This is a genomic window from Salinicola sp. NYA28a, from assembly GCF_976982775.1.
In genome coordinates this window covers 2862574-2878296 of the sequence record NZ_OZ334582.1, presented here as the reverse complement: position 1 = coordinate 2878296, position 15723 = coordinate 2862574, and the positions used below count along the sequence as shown (strand labels likewise).

Annotated in this window: 11 protein-coding genes; 9 read left to right on the top strand and 2 right to left on the bottom strand. The window is 63.5% G+C overall.

The genetic code is table 11. The features are described from left to right. Nucleotides 1–93 precede the first annotated feature (93 nt). From ACWHY3_RS12945 to ACWHY3_RS12905, 9 genes are all read left to right on the top strand, one after another. A complete protein-coding gene (locus ACWHY3_RS12945; RefSeq protein WP_448128163.1) occupies nucleotides 94–1542 on the top strand; it encodes an N-acetylmuramoyl-L-alanine amidase in 1449 nt (482 codons plus the stop codon). Nucleotides 1543–1585: 43 nt separating this feature from the next. After that, entirely contained in the window at nucleotides 1586–3586 is a 2001-nt protein-coding gene (gene mutL / locus ACWHY3_RS12940; protein ID WP_448126690.1) for a DNA mismatch repair endonuclease MutL, read from the top strand. 33 nt (nucleotides 3587–3619) lie between these two features. After that, entirely contained in the window at nucleotides 3620–4600 is a 981-nt protein-coding gene (miaA, locus tag ACWHY3_RS12935) for a tRNA (adenosine(37)-N6)-dimethylallyltransferase MiaA (protein WP_322527763.1), read from the top strand. A 128-nt stretch (nucleotides 4601–4728) separates the two neighbouring features. Then, the gene (hfq, locus tag ACWHY3_RS12930) at nucleotides 4729–4980 is read left to right on the top strand and encodes an RNA chaperone Hfq (protein ID WP_303853375.1); all 252 of its coding nucleotides are present in this window, start codon (nucleotides 4729–4731) and stop codon (nucleotides 4978–4980) included. Nucleotides 4981–4994: 14 nt separating this feature from the next. Next, a complete protein-coding gene (hflX, locus tag ACWHY3_RS12925; protein WP_303853376.1) occupies nucleotides 4995–6317 on the top strand; it encodes a ribosome rescue GTPase HflX in 1323 nt (440 codons plus the stop codon). Between the two features lie 194 nt (nucleotides 6318–6511). Then, on the top strand, nucleotides 6512–7747 hold the full coding sequence (hflK, locus tag ACWHY3_RS12920) for an FtsH protease activity modulator HflK (RefSeq protein WP_448126689.1): 1236 nt from the start codon (nucleotides 6512–6514) through the stop codon (nucleotides 7745–7747). After that, nucleotides 7747–8712, top strand: a complete 966-nt coding sequence (gene hflC, locus ACWHY3_RS12915) for a protease modulator HflC (RefSeq protein ID WP_448126688.1) — start codon at nucleotides 7747–7749, stop codon at nucleotides 8710–8712. The genes hflK and hflC overlap by 1 nt, the downstream gene beginning before the upstream one ends. 262 nt (nucleotides 8713–8974) lie before the next feature. Then, the gene (locus tag ACWHY3_RS12910) at nucleotides 8975–10156 is read left to right on the top strand and encodes an ATP phosphoribosyltransferase regulatory subunit (RefSeq protein WP_087719409.1); all 1182 of its coding nucleotides are present in this window, start codon (nucleotides 8975–8977) and stop codon (nucleotides 10154–10156) included. Nucleotides 10157–10257: 101 nt separating this feature from the next. Further along, entirely contained in the window at nucleotides 10258–11550 is a 1293-nt protein-coding gene (locus ACWHY3_RS12905; RefSeq protein WP_303853382.1) for an adenylosuccinate synthase, read from the top strand. 129 nt (nucleotides 11551–11679) lie between these two features. Here ACWHY3_RS12905 and ACWHY3_RS12900 read toward each other — a convergent pair whose 3' ends face one another. Beyond that, nucleotides 11680–12921 (bottom strand): alginate lyase family protein, encoded by a 1242-nt coding sequence (locus tag ACWHY3_RS12900; RefSeq protein ID WP_332780000.1) that lies wholly within the window; start codon nucleotides 12919–12921, stop codon nucleotides 11680–11682. Beyond that, on the bottom strand, nucleotides 12918–15680 hold the full coding sequence (locus ACWHY3_RS12895; protein WP_448126687.1) for an SEL1-like repeat protein: 2763 nt from the start codon (nucleotides 15678–15680) through the stop codon (nucleotides 12918–12920). The genes ACWHY3_RS12900 and ACWHY3_RS12895 overlap by 4 nt, the downstream gene beginning before the upstream one ends. Between the last annotated feature and the right edge of the window lie 43 nt (nucleotides 15681–15723).

Here is a 15723-nt window from a genome sequence, read left to right as displayed (position 1 = left end):
CGGCCCGGTCGTGAGTCGTTATGGAATCTTGTCGCCATCCTGTGTCATGCCGCATTCCTGCTGTCGGGAATGGTCGTGCGCGTCTGGCCGGTCATGCGCAAGGGCTTTGGGCGCCGCGGGCTGGCCGGACTGATTTCTGTCTGCTGCCTCGGGACCGCCGCACAGGCGCAAGCCGTCGAGGTGGACAACATGCGGCTGTGGTCGGCTCCGGACCACGTCAGGCTGGTGTTCGACATGTCGGGACCGGTCAATGCCAATATCTTCACCCTCGACAATCCCGATCGTGTCGTCATCGACCTCGACAGTACCGATCTGGATTTCGACCCCGACAAGCTCGACCTGGACGACAGTGCCATTTCGAAGGTGCGGACCGGCGTGCGGGAAAGCGGCGGATTGCGCGTCGTGCTCGACGTCAATCGCTCTGTCGTGCCCAAGAGCTTCACGCTGCCGCCCAATGAACAGTACAGCGACCGTCTGGTGGTGGATCTCGACTATCCCGGCGCCAGCGCGGTCAAGGATCCCATCGATCCTATCGAGGCAATGATTCGCGATCAGGAGATCGCTGCGCAACGAGCACAAACCGAAGCCGTCGCCGAAGGCAAGCCGCAGGAAGCCGAAACGGTGGCTTCCGCCGTCGAGGCGCAGCCGCATCCCAAGCGGGACATCATCATCGCCGTCGATGCCGGTCACGGTGGTGAAGATCCGGGAGCAACCGGTCCTCACAATACTCAAGAAAAGGATGTCGTGCTCCAGATCGCGCGCAAGGTGAAGCAGCGTTTCGATCAGACGCCGGGGTTCAAGGCGTTCCTGACCCGCGATGGCGACTATTACGTCGGCTTGCGTCAGCGCACCCTGATCGCCCGACAGCAGAAGGCGGACTTCTTCGTCTCGGTTCATGCCGATGCGGTTCGCAGTAGCCAGCCCTATGGTAGTTCGGTCTACGCGCTATCCCAGGGCGGGGCAACATCGGAAACCGCACGCTGGCTGGCGGCGAGCGAAAACCAGTCCGACCTGATCGGGGGCGTCGACGGCAACTTGAGCCTCGACGACAAGGATGAAGTGCTGCGCGGCGTGCTGCTCGATCTGACGATGACCGCGACGATGAACGATTCGCTGGCGACTGGCGGGCAGGTGCTCGATCGACTGGGGCGGATCAACAAGCTGCACAAGTCGAGCGTCGAGCAGGCGGGCTTCGTGGTGCTGAAATCGCCGGACATCCCGTCGCTGCTGGTCGAGACCGGCTTCATCTCCAACCCGCGCGAAGAGGCGCAGCTAAAGTCGTCGGCACACCAGGCCAAGCTGGCCCAGGCGATCTACGACGGCATCGTGGCCCATTTCCGCCAGCATCCGCCGCCCTCGAGCCTGCTGGCCTGGCAGCGTGATCAGGGACGCGGCAGCGCCGGCAACGAGTATCGCGTCCAGAGAGGCGATTCGTTGTCCCAGGTAGCGGCCAGCCATAACATCAGCATGAAGGCGCTGAAGCAGGCCAATGGGCTGGACAGTGACATCTTGCGGGTAGGGCAGGTGTTGACCATTCCATGAGTGTCTCCAAGGCTTTCTATACGATAGCGGCAGGAGAGTGTCGATGACCGAGGTATCACGCATTCGCATTCTCGATCCCCGCCTGGCCAACCAAATCGCCGCGGGGGAGGTGGTCGAGCGGCCGGCCTCGGTGGTCAAGGAGATCGTCGAAAACGCCATCGACGCCGGCAGCCAGCGTATCGAGGTCGAGCTCGAAGCGGGCGGCTCACGGTTGATCCGTGTGCGTGACGATGGCGTCGGCATCGGCGAAGGCGACCTGCCGTTGGCGCTATCCCGGCACGCTACCAGCAAGATCGCCTCGCTCGACGATCTCGAGGATGTCTCCAGCCTGGGCTTCCGCGGCGAGGCACTGGCGTCGATCAGCTCGGTATCGCGCCTCGAGCTGATCTCCAACGCCAACGAAGATCCCGCCGGCGGCTGGCGAGTGGTCGCCGAAGGGCGCCAGATGGAGCCGCGGGTCACGCCAGCGCCGCATCCTCGTGGCACTTCGGTGCTGGTCCATGATCTGTTCTTCAACACGCCGGCGCGGCGCAAGTTCCTGCGCACCGAGAAGACCGAATTCGGTCACGTCGAGGAGGCCTTTCGGCGTCTGGCGTTGTCCCGTTTCGATATTACCTGGCTGCTGCGTCACAACCAGAAGGTCGTCCATCAGCTGCCTGGCGTGGCTGCGGATCAGGCCGGTCGGGAGCGGCGTATCGGTGCAATGCTGGGCAAGCGCTTCCTGAACGAGGCCCTGCACGTCGACCTGGAGGCCACGGGGCTCCGGCTGTGGGGCTGGGTCGGCGAGCCGACCTACTCCCGTGCGCAGGCCGATCAGCAGTACTTCTTCGTCAATGGCCGCATCGTCAGGGATCGCCTGGTCGCCCACGCCATTCGCCAGGCCTATCGCGACGTGATGTTCCATGGCCGGCATCCGGTGTTCGTGCTCTATCTCGAGCTCGATCCGCGGGTGGTGGACGTCAACGTGCATCCGACCAAGCATGAAGTGCGCTTTCGCGACGGCCGCCTGGTTCATGATTTCCTGTTCTCGAGCCTGCATCGCGCGCTGGCATCGGTGAAGCCCAACGGGGCGACGACGGAAGGGAAGGGCGCGGAGCCGGCGGGTGAAGCGGCCGGCGACGAGACCGGCGCGCCAGCTCGGCAACCGTCCGAGGGGCAAGCCTATCCCGCGGCGGCCTACGATTCGCCCAGCTGGCAGCAACAGCACATGCCGCTGGCCGGGCAGCATGCGGCCGGCGGAGGCCAGCCGGAACAGGGTCGGCCGGGCGCCCAACGCATTCGCGAATTCATGGCCGGCTACCACGCGCTGCATCCGGAGCACGAGTCGTCACTCCTGACGCCGCGTGATGGTCGCGCTGGTGCCCCGGGGGGCGAGGCGGCCGATGTGGCGCTTCGGGAGCGCCCGGCGGCGGCAGTGACGACGCTAGCCGCTGATATCAAAACCCAGGACGATACCCAAGCGCCGCCGTTGGGCTATGCCGTGGCGCAGCTGCACGGTGTCTACATTCTGTCCCAGACCGAGCGCGGGATGGTCATCGTCGACATGCATGCCGCCCACGAACGGATCGTCTACGAACGCATGAAGCAGCAGATTCATGCCGGCGCGCTCGATGCACAGCCGCTGCTGGTGCCGGTCTCCATGGCGGTCAGCGCTGGTGAAGCCGAAGTCGCCGATCAGGAGCGGGAGGCCTTTGCCCGGCTAGGTGTGGTGCTCGACGCCGCCGGCCCCGAGACGCTGCTGATCCGCCAGGTACCGGCACTGCTGGCGGATGCGGATATCGAGCCGCTGATACGGGACATGCTCGGCGATCTCGAGCGCTTCGGGCGTTCGGACCGTCTCGAGACCCGGATCAACGAGCTGCTCAGCACCATGGCCTGCCACGGCAGCGTGCGCGCCAATCGCCTGCTGACGCTGCCCGAGATGAATGCGCTGCTGCGCGACATGGAACGTACCGAGCGTAGCGGGCAGTGCAATCACGGGCGCCCCACCTGGACCGAAATGTCGATGGCGCAGCTCGACAAGCTGTTCCTTCGCGGCCAGTGAACGAGGATGTCTGTGAACGAAAACGATGGTCGCATGCACGACGAATCTTTTGGTCCGAGAGAGCACGGTGGCTCGAGGCGGGATGATCGTCCGCTGGCGATCCTGCTGCTCGGACCGACGGCCGCCGGCAAGACCGACAGCGCGATTGCGCTGCATCGGCGCTTCGACGCGGAACTGATCAGTGTCGACTCGGCGATGGTCTATCGCGGCATGGATATCGGCACGGCCAAGCCGTCCCGGGAAGAACTGGCAGCGGCGCCGCATCGTCTGATCGACATTCGCGATCCGGCCGAGGTCTATACCGCCGCAGACTTTCGTCTCGATGCGCTGCGTGAAATGAAGGCGATCACGGCCTGCGGCAAAACGCCGCTGCTGGTGGGTGGCACGATGATGTACGCCAAGCGCCTGGTCGAAGGCGTCGCGACCATGCCCGGGGCGGACCCGGTCACGCGCGAACAGCTCCGTCAGCGCGGCGAGCGCGAGGGCTTCGAGGCGCTGCATGCGGAGCTCGCCGAGGTCGATCCGCAGGCCGCCGCTGCCATCCATCCGCGCAATCGTCAGCGCCTGATCCGTGCGCTAGAAGTCTATCGGCTGAGCGGTGTACCGCTCTCCGAGCACTGGCAGCACCAGCAGCGTGAAAACTTTCCGTGGCGATTGTTGTCCATAGCTCTCGCGCCTGCCGAGCGTCATGTCCTGCATGCGCGTATCGCCCGGCGCTTCGATGCCATGCTCGCTGGAGGATTCGTGTCAGAAGTGTCTACATTGAAACAGCGCGGCGACCTCCATGCGGATCTGCCGTCGATGAAGAGCGTCGGTTATCGGCAGGCATGGGAGTACCTCAATGGGGCCTATGATCGCGGTGAACTGCGTGAACGAGGCATTGCCGCCACGCGCCAGTTGGCCAAGCGGCAGTTGACCTGGTTGCGGCGCTGGCCCGATCTTCATTGGGTGGATAGCTGCGCGCCGGATGTGGGCGAGCGGATTGCGAAAATCGTGCGTGACCACGGCAGTTAGCGTAAAATGGCGGGCTTCGTCCAGACCTATACTCGCGGCGTTGCGATGCCGCCGGTGTGATGCCGAGTCAGAACGAATCGCCGCCCAACTAAAACAGCACTACTCATAACAGTATTAGGGAGAGCAACATGTCCAAAGGACAGTCCCTTCAGGATCCGTACCTGAACATTCTGCGCAAGGAGCGCATCCCGGTTTCCATTTTTCTGGTCAACGGCATCAAGTTGCAGGGACAGATCGAGTCGTTCGATCAGTTCGTCATCCTGTTGCGCAACACCGTCAGTCAGATGGTCTACAAGCATGCCATTTCGACGGTCGTGCCGTCCCGTAACGTCCGGTTGCCGCCGCAGGATCCTACCGCTGCACCCGGACTCGATAGCTAATCGAGAGGTAGTGATTGTTTTTCGAACGTCCCGACGCCGGCGAAACGGCGATTCTGGTCCATGTGGACTTTCAGGACGAGCAGGAACGCGAAGATCCGGGTGAACTCCTGGAGCTGGTGCGCTCTGCCGGGGCGGAGTCGGCTACCCTGATTCAGGGTAGTCGGCGCCGCCCCGACCCTCGTTCTTTCATCGGCAGTGGCAAGCTCGAGGAGGTCAAGGCCGCACTCGAGACCCACGGTGCCGAACTCGTCATTTTCAACCATGCCCTGTCTCCGTCCCAGGAACGCAACCTCGAGCGTGCGCTCAAGTGTCGTGTGCTCGATCGGACGGGGCTGATTCTCGATATCTTCGCGCAACGCGCGCGGACTCACGAAGGCAAGCTCCAGGTCGAACTGGCTCAGCTCGAGTACATGTCCACCCGGCTGGTGCGGGGCTGGACCCACCTCGAGCGCCAGAAAGGCGGTATCGGTCTGCGTGGCCCGGGGGAGACCCAGCTCGAGACCGACCGACGCCTGCTGCGTGAGCGCATCAAGTCGATTCACAAGCGTCTCGAGAAGGTCCGCAAGCAGCGCGACCAGAATCGGCGCGCCAGAGCGCGGGCGGAAATCCCCAGCGTTTCGCTGGTGGGTTACACCAACGCCGGCAAATCGACGCTGTTCAATGCGATCACCTCGTCCGAGGTGTACGCCGCCGATCAGCTCTTCGCCACGCTCGATCCGACACTGCGTCGCCTCGACGTGCCGGATGTCGGCGAGGTCGTGCTGGCGGATACGGTCGGCTTCATCCGGCATCTGCCGCACAAGCTGGTCGAGGCCTTCCGGGCCACGCTGCAGGAAGCGACCGAGGCCAGCTTGATCGTCCATGTGATCGACGCTGCCGACCCGGACCGCGAACTCAACGTGGCTCAGGTCGATAGCGTGCTGGCCGAGATCGATGCTGACGACGTGCCACGGCTGTTGGTGATGAACAAGATCGACCTGCTGGGAACATCGCCGCGGATCGAACGTGACGAACAGGGCTTCCCGCAGGTCGTGTGGCTGTCGGCGCGTGACGGCGAAGGCCTGGAACTGCTGCGCGAAGCGCTCGGGGAATGGCTGGCCGAGGATATCCTCGATATCCGCTTGACGCTGACGCCCGAGCAGGGTCGACTACGAGCGGCGCTGCACGAGTTGCAGGCCGTGCAAAACGAAACGTTCGACGAGCACGGTCGCTCGAATCTGGAGATTCGCTTGCCCCGGCGAGAGTTTATGCAGATGATGGCTCGCTTGGGCGAACGCGCCGACGATTACTTGCCCACCTCGGAAAAAACGCCGGTTGCCGATTGGGAACGGGTTTGAGGTGAGGAAAACTACGCAGGGAGCTTCGTGGTCTGGCGAGCAGATCCGAGCGATGCAGGGTGACAAGGGATTCGACATCAGTCCGAACCAGCCCTTTGCACGTCAGTGCAACGCCACGGCGGCTCATGCTCCCGATGCCATGCGTAATGCTTTGGCCTGACGCAACGCTTTGACTGCATCATTGGAGACTAGGTATGGCTTGGAATGAGCCTGGTGGTGGCAACAACCAGCAGGACCCCTGGGGCGGCGGAGGGGGTCGACGCCCGAGTGGTAATGGTGGCAACAACGGCGGTGGCAATCAGGGGCCACCGGATCTCGATGAAGCGCTGAAGAAGTTTCAGGACAAGATCAATCGTCTGCTGGGCGGTCGCGGCAAGCGTTCCGGTTCTGGCGGCGATGGTTCCAGCGGCAGCAATGGTGCCGGTGGCAAGCGCAACCCATTCATATTGCCGATTCTGGTATTGATCGTTGCGGTCGTGATCTGGGCCGGGTCCGGTTTCCATTTGATCGATCAGTCCGAGCGCGGTGTGGTGTTCCGGCTCGGCAAGTACACCGATACCTTGAATCCCGGTCTGCACTGGAATCCGCCGATCATCGATCGCGTGGATAACGTCAACGTGACCAGCATCCGCTCTGCGACGCAGACGGATTCGATGCTGACCAGCGACGAGAACATCGTTCGCGTCAGCGTCTCGGCGCAGTATGTGGTGAGCGATTCGCATGCGTTTCTGGTCAACGTCAACGAGCCTGAGATGACGCTGCAGAACGCCATGGACTCGGCCTTGCGCCAGGAAGTGGGCAACATGCACCTGCAGGAAATCCTGACCACCGGTCGTGATCGGCTGGGGCAGCGGGTCTTCGAGCGGTTGACGGCCTATATGGAAGCTTACGGTACCGGTTTGCGTCTGCAGACGGTCAACGTCGAATCGACCGCGCCGCCGGATCAGGTCCAGGACGCCTTCGACGACGTCATCCGTGCCCGGGAGGAGCGTCAGCGCTCGATCAACCAGGCCAATGCCTATAGCCAGGCCGTCGTTCTCGAGGCCAAGGGTCAGAAGCAGCGTCTCATCGAGGAAGCCAATGGCTACAAGGCTGCTTCGGTATCCGATGCCATCGGTCAGACCAACCGCTTCAATTCGCTGCTGAGCGAATATCGGCAGGCGCCGGACGTGACGCGTCAGCGTCTCTATCTCGAGACCATGAGCGATGTGCTGAGCAAGACGCCCAAGGCGCTCGTCGATCTGGGTGACGGCAATGCCGTGACCGTGCTGCCGCTCAATCAGATGCAGGCCGGTGGCAACAGCAGCCAAAGCGACTCGTCGTCGATGAGCATGCAACAGCTTGAACAGATTTCACGGCAGGTGATCGATCAGATGAACAGTGGCTCGCAGCAGCCGACACGTAGTTCCAGCCTGCGGGAGGGTCGCTAATGTTTAATAATCGCGCCCTGATTGGCGTCATCATCCTGGCATTGCTGGCCTGGTTTGCCAGTGCCAGTTTCTACGTCGTCAACGAGACAGAACGGGCCATCAAGCTGCGTTTCGGTGAGGTGATCGAAAACAACATCGGCCCGGGACTGCACTTCAAGCTGCCGGTATTCAACACGGTGCGTATCTTCGACGTGCGCGTGCAGACGGTCGATTCCAGCGCGACCCGTTATCTGACGGCGGACTCCAAGGCGGTGATCGTCGACTCGTTCGTGAAGTGGAAGATCGCCGATCCTCGGCAGTTCTACGAGGCCACGCGTGGCAACATCCAGGTCGCCGAGAACCTGATCGCGCCGCGAACCGACGAAGCATTGCGTAACAAGTTCGGCCAGACCGAGATGTCCTCGATCATCCAGGAACGAATCGCGGCAGAGAGCGACAATCAGGAACTGGTCGGCGAGGACAAGGGTGCCGATACCGTCGAAGGGGCTCGGGAAGAGCTGATGGTCGAGCCGGTACAGCAGCTCGACCAGGCGATGCGCGACGAGTTGGGTGTCCATATCCTCGATATTCGCGTCAAACGGATCGAGCTGCCCCCCGAGGTGACTCAGGCAGTTTACGAGCGCATGAATTCGGAGCGGGAGCAGGCGGCGAGGACCTATCGTGCGGAAGGTTCCCAGCAGGCCGAGGCGATTCGTGCCGACGCCGATCGTCAGCGCCAGGAAATCCTCGCCAACGGTCGCCAGGAAGCGGAGACCACGCGCGGTGAGGGTGATGCCCAGGCAGCGCAGATCTATGCCAGCGCTTATCAGCAGGCACCGGACTTCTTCTCGTTCTATCGTACGCTGCAGGCCTATCGCGACAGCTTCAACGGCGAAGGGAAGGATCTGCTGGTGTTGAGCCCGAACGACAGCGACTTCTTCCGCTACCTGAAGGACGCGACGCCTGCCGAGGCTCCGGCGCCATGAGGGTCGAGCGGATGAATGACACCGCCATCTAGGAAATCGAACGCCCGCGGGATTTCCCCGCGGGCGTTTCGTGGTACTATTGCCTAGCCGGGTTTAGCCCGGCTTTTTTGTGCGGCCTGTTTTTGCGCAATCACGTCTTCATACGATCAAGTCTTTGCGCAATGCACCCGCCTCGCAGCGCTCCGGCTGCAACTATCACGGGATGGCGAAGCTGGTCTTTGCCTCCGATCTTTACCGAATTACCGCTGGGCAGGAAAAGCTCATGACGATCGCTGACCGCTGGTTGCTACCCGACGGCATGGATGAAGTATTGCCGCCGCAGGCAACCCGGATGGAGGAGTTGCGTCGGACGCTGCTCGACCTGTACGACCGCTGGGGCTACGACCTGGTCATGCCGCCGCCGGTCGAATTTCTCGATTCGCTGCTGACCGGTACCGGCACCGATCTGGATCTGCAGACGTTCAAGCTGACCGATCAGTTGACCGGACGAATGATGGGCGCCAGCGCCGATGTGACGCCTCAGGTCGCGCGCATGGATGCCCATTCGCTGAAGCGTCAGGGTCCCGTGCGTCTGTGCTATTGCACGACGGTGCTACGGGCCAAGGCCGACAAGCATCAGGGCGGCCGCAGCCCCATGCAGGTTGGCGTCGAGCTCTTCGGCCACGCTGGGCTGGATGCCGATATCGAAGTGTTGAGGCTGGCGCTTTCCAGCCTCGAGGCGGCGGGCGCCAAGGAGATCCACCTGGCGCTGAGCCATACTGCGATCTACCGCGAGCTGGTACGTGCCGTCGACTGGAGCGATGACGTCGAACGAGCGCTGTTCGATGCCATCGAACGCAAGGCTTACATTGTCATCGACGAACTGGTGGCCGCCAATGTCGGGGACTCCAAACTCGCGCGGATGCTCAGCGAACTCCCGCGGTTGCATGGCGGGGCGGAGATTCTGGAACATGCCCAGCAGGTATTGGCCGAGGCGCCGGGAGCCGTTCTGGACGCGCTCGATCAGTTGATGCGGCTGCATCGCGGCGTCGTTGCCGAGCATCCCGAGGTATCGTTCTACTTCGACCTCGCCGAGCTGCGCGGTTACCAGTACCACACCGGGATGGTGTTCGCCGCCTACGTGCCGGGATACGGCCAGGCGTTGAGCAAGGGCGGCCGTTACGACGATACCGGCCAGGCCTTTGGCCGTGCTCGCCCGGCCACTGGATTTTCCATGGATCTCAAGCAACTGGCGACCTTGGCCGAACGAGAGCCGCCAACCAATGGCATCTGGGCACCGAACCAGACGGACGCCGCGCTCAATGAGACCATCAATCGGCTACGGGCCCAGGGAGAGCGCGTGATCCAGGCGCTGCCCGACCAGCGGACCGGTCCCGAGTCACACCGCTGCAATCGTCATCTGGTGCTTCAGGATGGCGAGTGGCGTATCGAGCCGCTGAATTGAGCCAACGCTGTCAGAACCTGTTCACAGACGCCAGCGTGGATACAGCAAATGGATCGCGACGAACGACCGGATCGCGACGGGTTGATCAAGAGACGAGAGCAATGGGCAAGAACGTAGTCGTATTGGGTACTCAGTGGGGCGATGAGGGCAAGGGCAAGGTCGTCGACCTGTTGACCGAGTCCGCCAGTGCCGTGGTGCGATTCCAGGGCGGGCACAATGCCGGCCATACGCTGGTGATCGACGGCGAGAAGACGGTTCTGCATCTGATTCCTTCCGGCGTGTTGCGCGACGACAAGATCTGCGTGATCGGCAATGGCGTCGTGCTGTCGCCGGAAGCGTTGATGGAGGAGATCAAGGAGCTGGAGGCCAAGGGCGTGCCGGTGCGCGAGCGTCTGCGTCTGTCGCCGGCCTGTCCTCTGATCCTGCCTTACCACGTGCGCCTCGACCAGGCGCGTGAAAAGGCTCGCGGCATTGCCAAGATCGGCACGACCGGACGCGGCATCGGACCGGCCTACGAAGACAAGGTCGCGCGTCGCGGCCTGCGCCTGGGCGACATCCTGCACCGTGAACGTTTCGCCTCCAAGCTGGGCGAGGTGCTCGATTATCACAACTTCGTGTTGACCCGCTATCACGGTGAACCGGCCGTCGACTTCCAGGAAGTGCTGGATCAGGCGATGGGCTTTGCCGAAGAGCTGCGCCCCATGGTCTGCGACACGGTCTCCCTGGTCCACGATATCCGCAAGTCCGGCGAGAATATCCTGTTCGAGGGCGCTCAGGGCTCGTTGCTGGATATCGACCACGGTACCTACCCCTATGTCACTAGCTCCAACACGACCGCTGGCGGCACGGCGACCGGCTCCGGGGTCGGCCCGCTTTACCTCGACTACGTGCTGGGCATCACCAAGGCCTACACCACGCGTGTCGGCTCCGGCCCGTTTCCCACCGAGCTGTTCGATGAGTTCGGCCGGCACCTCGCCGAGAAAGGGCACGAGTTCGGGGCAACCACTGGCCGCGCGCGTCGCTGCGGCTGGTTCGACGCCGTGGCGCTGCGTCACGCGGTGCAGATCAACTCGGTCTCCGGCATCTGCCTGACCAAGCTCGATGTGCTCGACGGGCTCGAGAATATCCGCGTCTGCGTCGGCTATCGCAGCAAGGATGGCGAAACCATCGACAACCCGGTCGATTCCGAAGGGTACGAAGTGATCGAGCCGCTCTATCACGATCTGCCGGGCTGGAACGAATCCACCATCGGGGTGCGTAGCGTCGAGGATCTACCGGCGAATGCGCGCGCGTATATCGCCTTCCTGGAAGAAGAAGTCGGTACGCCGATCGATATCATCTCTACCGGCCCCGACCGTAACGAGACGATCGTGCTGCGCAACCCGTTTGATTGATCGCTCGCGCTGAGCCGCTCGTCGAAGCAATCGGACGGTGAAGTCATCGATCGGTGAAACAGTCGGTCGGTGGAGCAGTCGATCGATGACAGAAGATGGCCCGCTGCCCTGGCAGCGGGCCATCTTCGTTCAAGGGAGGGGAGTGGGCCTCTTCGCCAATGACAGCAACGCCGTTGCCGCCATGGCCGAGTCACGATCAGGGTCCTGTACCCAGCGCTGGAAGAGCGGTCCGATACGGCCCTTGTCTTGCAGCAGGCTATTGTCTTGCAACAAGCTGTCGTCTCGCAGCAGATGATGACGCGCTGCCATCACCAGGTTGGGGAGCGCAATGGCGGAATCGAAACCGTGAAGTTCCTGATACGACCAGTCATCGGGATTAGCCGCATGATCGGCGACCCAGCGGTAGGCGGCGGCCAGACGCGCCCGGTCCGCTTCCTCCTCGGGCCAGGTCAGCCCTAGCGCCGAAGCTTCGCGAAGCAGTACTGACCAGGCTGCCAGATTGAAATTGGCATAGTGCCATGGGCGGGTGCGCTCCAGCTCCAGCGGTTGGCGCCCGTCGGGTTCGAACTGCGTCTCCAGGCGGTCCAGCACTTCATGCAGCTGGCGCTTGGCCAGTGCCGGGCGATCGACGAAGCGGGCAAAGGCCACGACCTGCGCATCGTACCAGGTGCCGTGGTTGTTGCGCTTGGCGTGTTCCTTCCGGCCGTTCTCGCTCGTCAGCATCCAGTCCAGATAGTCGCCGTACCACTGTTTCAGTTGGCCGAACGTTTCGTCGGTCAGCGCGGGGGAGGGCTTCAGGTGCCGGATCGAATCGGATAGGCCGATCAGCAGCCGACTTTCGATGATGCCGATTCCACGCCCTTCGACCCGTCCCGGTATGGCCTGGGCGTAGCGCAGGTTAGGCGCCATCCGTGTCTCGGGAGCAATGAACCAGTGGCGTAGTTGCGCCACGGCACGTTGGGCATAGCGCTCGTCACCGGTGAGGCGGTAACTCCAGGAGAGCACGTTGACGGTGTCGATGAAATCGATCAACCGCTGCTTGTCGGTTGCATCGCCGAGCGTCGCTTCGTTGTATTCGCCATCACGCCGCACATAGGGCAGGCCGTCATCACTGTCCGGGTCCGGCCACCAGTAGGGCGCAAAGCTGAAGTAATCGTGTGCGTCTTCGCTGGCCGGTAGCCGGGTTTTGTTCACCACGCTGTAGAGCGGTTTCCGGCGTTCGCTCTCGGCTCGGTCGATGACGGCCGAAGCCGCGATGTCCGTCGCGGCCTGGGGGATCGTGGTTCCAGCTGTTGCCACCGGCGCCAGCATCGGGAGTGTCAGCGCGGTGAGTACCAGTGCCAGCGCCTGTCGTCGGCGATATCGGATCATGTGGAGGATGCATCCCCGGCAGCGGTAGCCGCCTCGGGATTCTCCAGCAGGTCCTGGAGGGTATCGATCGCGGTTTCGCTGTCGCCTTCCATGACACCGTCGAGCCAGATCATCGCCTGCTGCTGATTGACGAACTCGACGCCCCGCGTTTGCAGAAAGGCCTGAGCCAGTGAGATGCGAGCGGAGCGGTGCCCCTGACGTGCGGCATCGACCAGCAGTTCCGCGCCCTTGTGGGGATCCCGCGGCAGTACCTCTCCGCTGAGATAGGCGCGTCCGAGTGCGGCCTCGGCGCCGGCGTGGCCAGTCTCGGCGGCGGCGGTCAGCAGTTGCTTGCCCTTGTCGATGTCCTGAGTGACGCCACCCTGGCCTTCGAGATAGGCCGAGCCCAGCGCCGCTTGCGCGGAGGCATTGCCATTGCTCGCCGAGCGGGAGAGCCAGCTCACGGCTTCGTCGGCGTCCGGATCGACGCCGTTGCCTTCGAGATAGGCCAGCCCCAGGACGCGCTGGGCGTTGTCGTCACCGCGTTCCGCTGCCCGGGAGAGATAGCGCACGCCACGCTCCGGGTCCGCGGTGACGCCATTGCCGTTGAGATAGGCTTCGCCGAGCGTCACGCCGGCAGAACCATGTCCAGCGTTGGCCGCGCGGGTCAGCAGTCGGACGCCGCGTTGCGGGTCGGCGGGGATGCCATCGCCGGTCAGCAGCATTTGACCGAGATCGGCCTGGGCTCCGACATGGCCGGCGGCGATCGCTTGTTCGAAATAGCCTGCGGCGCGCCTCTTGTTGACGCCGACCCCCAATCCTTCCGCATACATCTGGCCAAGCGAGGCCGTCGCGCCGGGATGACCTGCATCGGCGGCTTTCGTCAGCCATTGGCGCGCGCTGGCGTAGCTGGCGCGGACGCCCTGTCCGCGTAGATAGGCCCGGCCCAGATCCGCCATGGCGGGGACTTCGCCCATATTGGCAGCGCGGATCAGGTCTTCGATATTGCCTTGCTCGCCGCTGGCACGGTAGGTACGTGCCAACGCCTGTCGTGCCGATGGGTGGCCCGCACGCGCGGCCCGCTGAAGCCACAGTTCCGAGCGGTTCAGGTTCGGCGGCACGCCGACGCCCTCGCGGTAGGCGCGACCGAGCACCACCATGGCGTAGTCGTCACCTTGATCAGCGGCTTCTTCGAGCAGTTTCACGCCCTGGCGGCTGGCACCGGGGAGCTTGCCCTCCAGGTAACCTTGGCCGAGCCGCGTCTTCGAGGTGGTGTCGGTGGGATCCTGTTCGACGGCACGGCTCAGCCACTGTTGCGCCTTGGCCGGATCACGCTGTAGGCCGGTGCCATCCATGTAGGCGATGCCCAGGGCCCGTGCGGCGCCGCTCTGTTTCTGATTGGCAGCGTCAGTCAGCAGCGCAACGCCCTGAACCGGGTCGGCGGGCATGCCTTCCCCCTTGAGATAAGCCTCGCCCAGGCGAGCGGTGGCGTAAGGATGGCCGAGCCGATTGGCGCGCTTGAGATACTCGACGCCGCGCTGCGGCTGGGCCTGGACCTTGTCGCTATCGAGATAGATGTTGCCCAGCAGGGCGAGGGCGTAGGCATCGTTGTGCTGTGCGGCTTGCTCCAGCAGTTGAATGCCTCGCTGGGGATCTTCGGATAACACCACGCCGTCGAAATGGGCTTGCCCCAGGCTGCGCGTGGCGTCGAGCTGGCCCTGCTCCGAGGCTTTGGTCAGCCACTTTTCGGCGAGCGCCGGATCGGCTTCGACCTGGCCTTCGCCCAGATAAGCCTGACCCAGCCAGTAGGCGGCATCCACGTTGCCGGTTTGCGCTGCGCGTTCGAGCATGCTCAGGCCTTCGGAGGGATCCTGCCGGTCGAGCAGCAGATGGCCGGCGGCGGCCAGCGCTTGCGGGTCGCCGCTTTCGGCTGCCCGGTTCAACCACTGTTGCTGACGCTCGGGTTGGGGCAGCAGGCCATCTTCGGCGTAGAGTCGCGACAGCGCGAGCATGGCATCGACATCGCCGCTCTCGGCGCGCGAGGTCATTGCCTGCGCATAACGCTCGGCATAGGCCCGTGCCCGGCTCGGGTCGTTGCCGAAAGCACCGCCGGCGGCATAGTTTGCGGCCAGTTTCTCGAGCGCGCGCGGCTCGTTCTGGGCCGCTGCCTTTTCCAGCTGTTCGCGGGCGGCATCGACATCACGCGGCACGCCTTCGCCTGCCAGCTGCATCTCGGCGACCTCGATGCGAGCGCTGGGGTTGCCGTCGTGGTCGATGGCCTGCTGGAACAGATTCCAGGCCAGGGCGGGGTCCCGCTTGACGCCGTCCCCGGCGAGATAGAGTCGTCCCAGTTTCAGCGAGGCGTTGTCGAGCCCGCTGAATTCATAGGGAACGGCCTGGCGATAGTAGTGAACGGCCAGTTCGGGATCGCGGGGGACGCCGGCGCCGTCATCGTAGATTCGCGCCAGCTCGTAAAGGGCTTCGGGGTGCGTCCGTGCCATGGGCTTGAGCAGTTCGATGGCTTTCAGGCTCTGGCCCTCGGCCTGCAGATTGCGGATGTATTCCATGCGGTTCCAGTCGGTCGAAGGCATCGACTCGACGTAGCGATGGGCAAACAGCGCCCGATCCTGGGCGGCGACGGTTTGCATGTCCTGGGTACCCTGGCCGGCGCAGGCGGTCAGCATGATGGCCGAAACCAGGGCCGAAGCCAGGCCCGGTATGAATCGGCTGGTGGGCCGGCGTGACAGGGGCAGCAGGTCAGTGCGAGTGGATATCGTCATGCGAGTCTCCTTTGGGTCGGAGCCGTTCCGTCCCTGGAACGGT

What these genes read in the sequence shown, in the direction of transcription:
- ACWHY3_RS12945 (WP_448128163.1), top strand. Translation starts at nt 94, where the DNA reads ATGCGCAAGGGCTTTGGGCGCCGCGGGCTGGCCGGACTGATTTCTGTC.
- mutL (WP_448126690.1), top strand. Translation starts at nt 1,586, where the DNA reads ATGACCGAGGTATCACGCATTCGCATTCTCGATCCCCGCCTGGCCAAC.
- miaA (WP_322527763.1), top strand. Translation starts at nt 3,620, where the DNA reads ATGCACGACGAATCTTTTGGTCCGAGAGAGCACGGTGGCTCGAGGCGG.
- hfq (WP_303853375.1), top strand. Translation starts at nt 4,729, where the DNA reads ATGTCCAAAGGACAGTCCCTTCAGGATCCGTACCTGAACATTCTGCGC.
- hflK (WP_448126689.1), top strand. Translation starts at nt 6,512, where the DNA reads ATGGCTTGGAATGAGCCTGGTGGTGGCAACAACCAGCAGGACCCCTGG.
- hflC (WP_448126688.1), top strand. Translation starts at nt 7,747, where the DNA reads ATGTTTAATAATCGCGCCCTGATTGGCGTCATCATCCTGGCATTGCTG.
- ACWHY3_RS12910 (WP_087719409.1), top strand. Translation starts at nt 8,975, where the DNA reads ATGACGATCGCTGACCGCTGGTTGCTACCCGACGGCATGGATGAAGTA.
- ACWHY3_RS12905 (WP_303853382.1), top strand. Translation starts at nt 10,258, where the DNA reads ATGGGCAAGAACGTAGTCGTATTGGGTACTCAGTGGGGCGATGAGGGC.
- ACWHY3_RS12900 (WP_332780000.1), bottom strand. Translation starts at nt 12,921, where the DNA reads ATGATCCGATATCGCCGACGACAGGCGCTGGCACTGGTACTCACCGCG.
- ACWHY3_RS12895 (WP_448126687.1), bottom strand. Translation starts at nt 15,680, where the DNA reads ATGACGATATCCACTCGCACTGACCTGCTGCCCCTGTCACGCCGGCCC.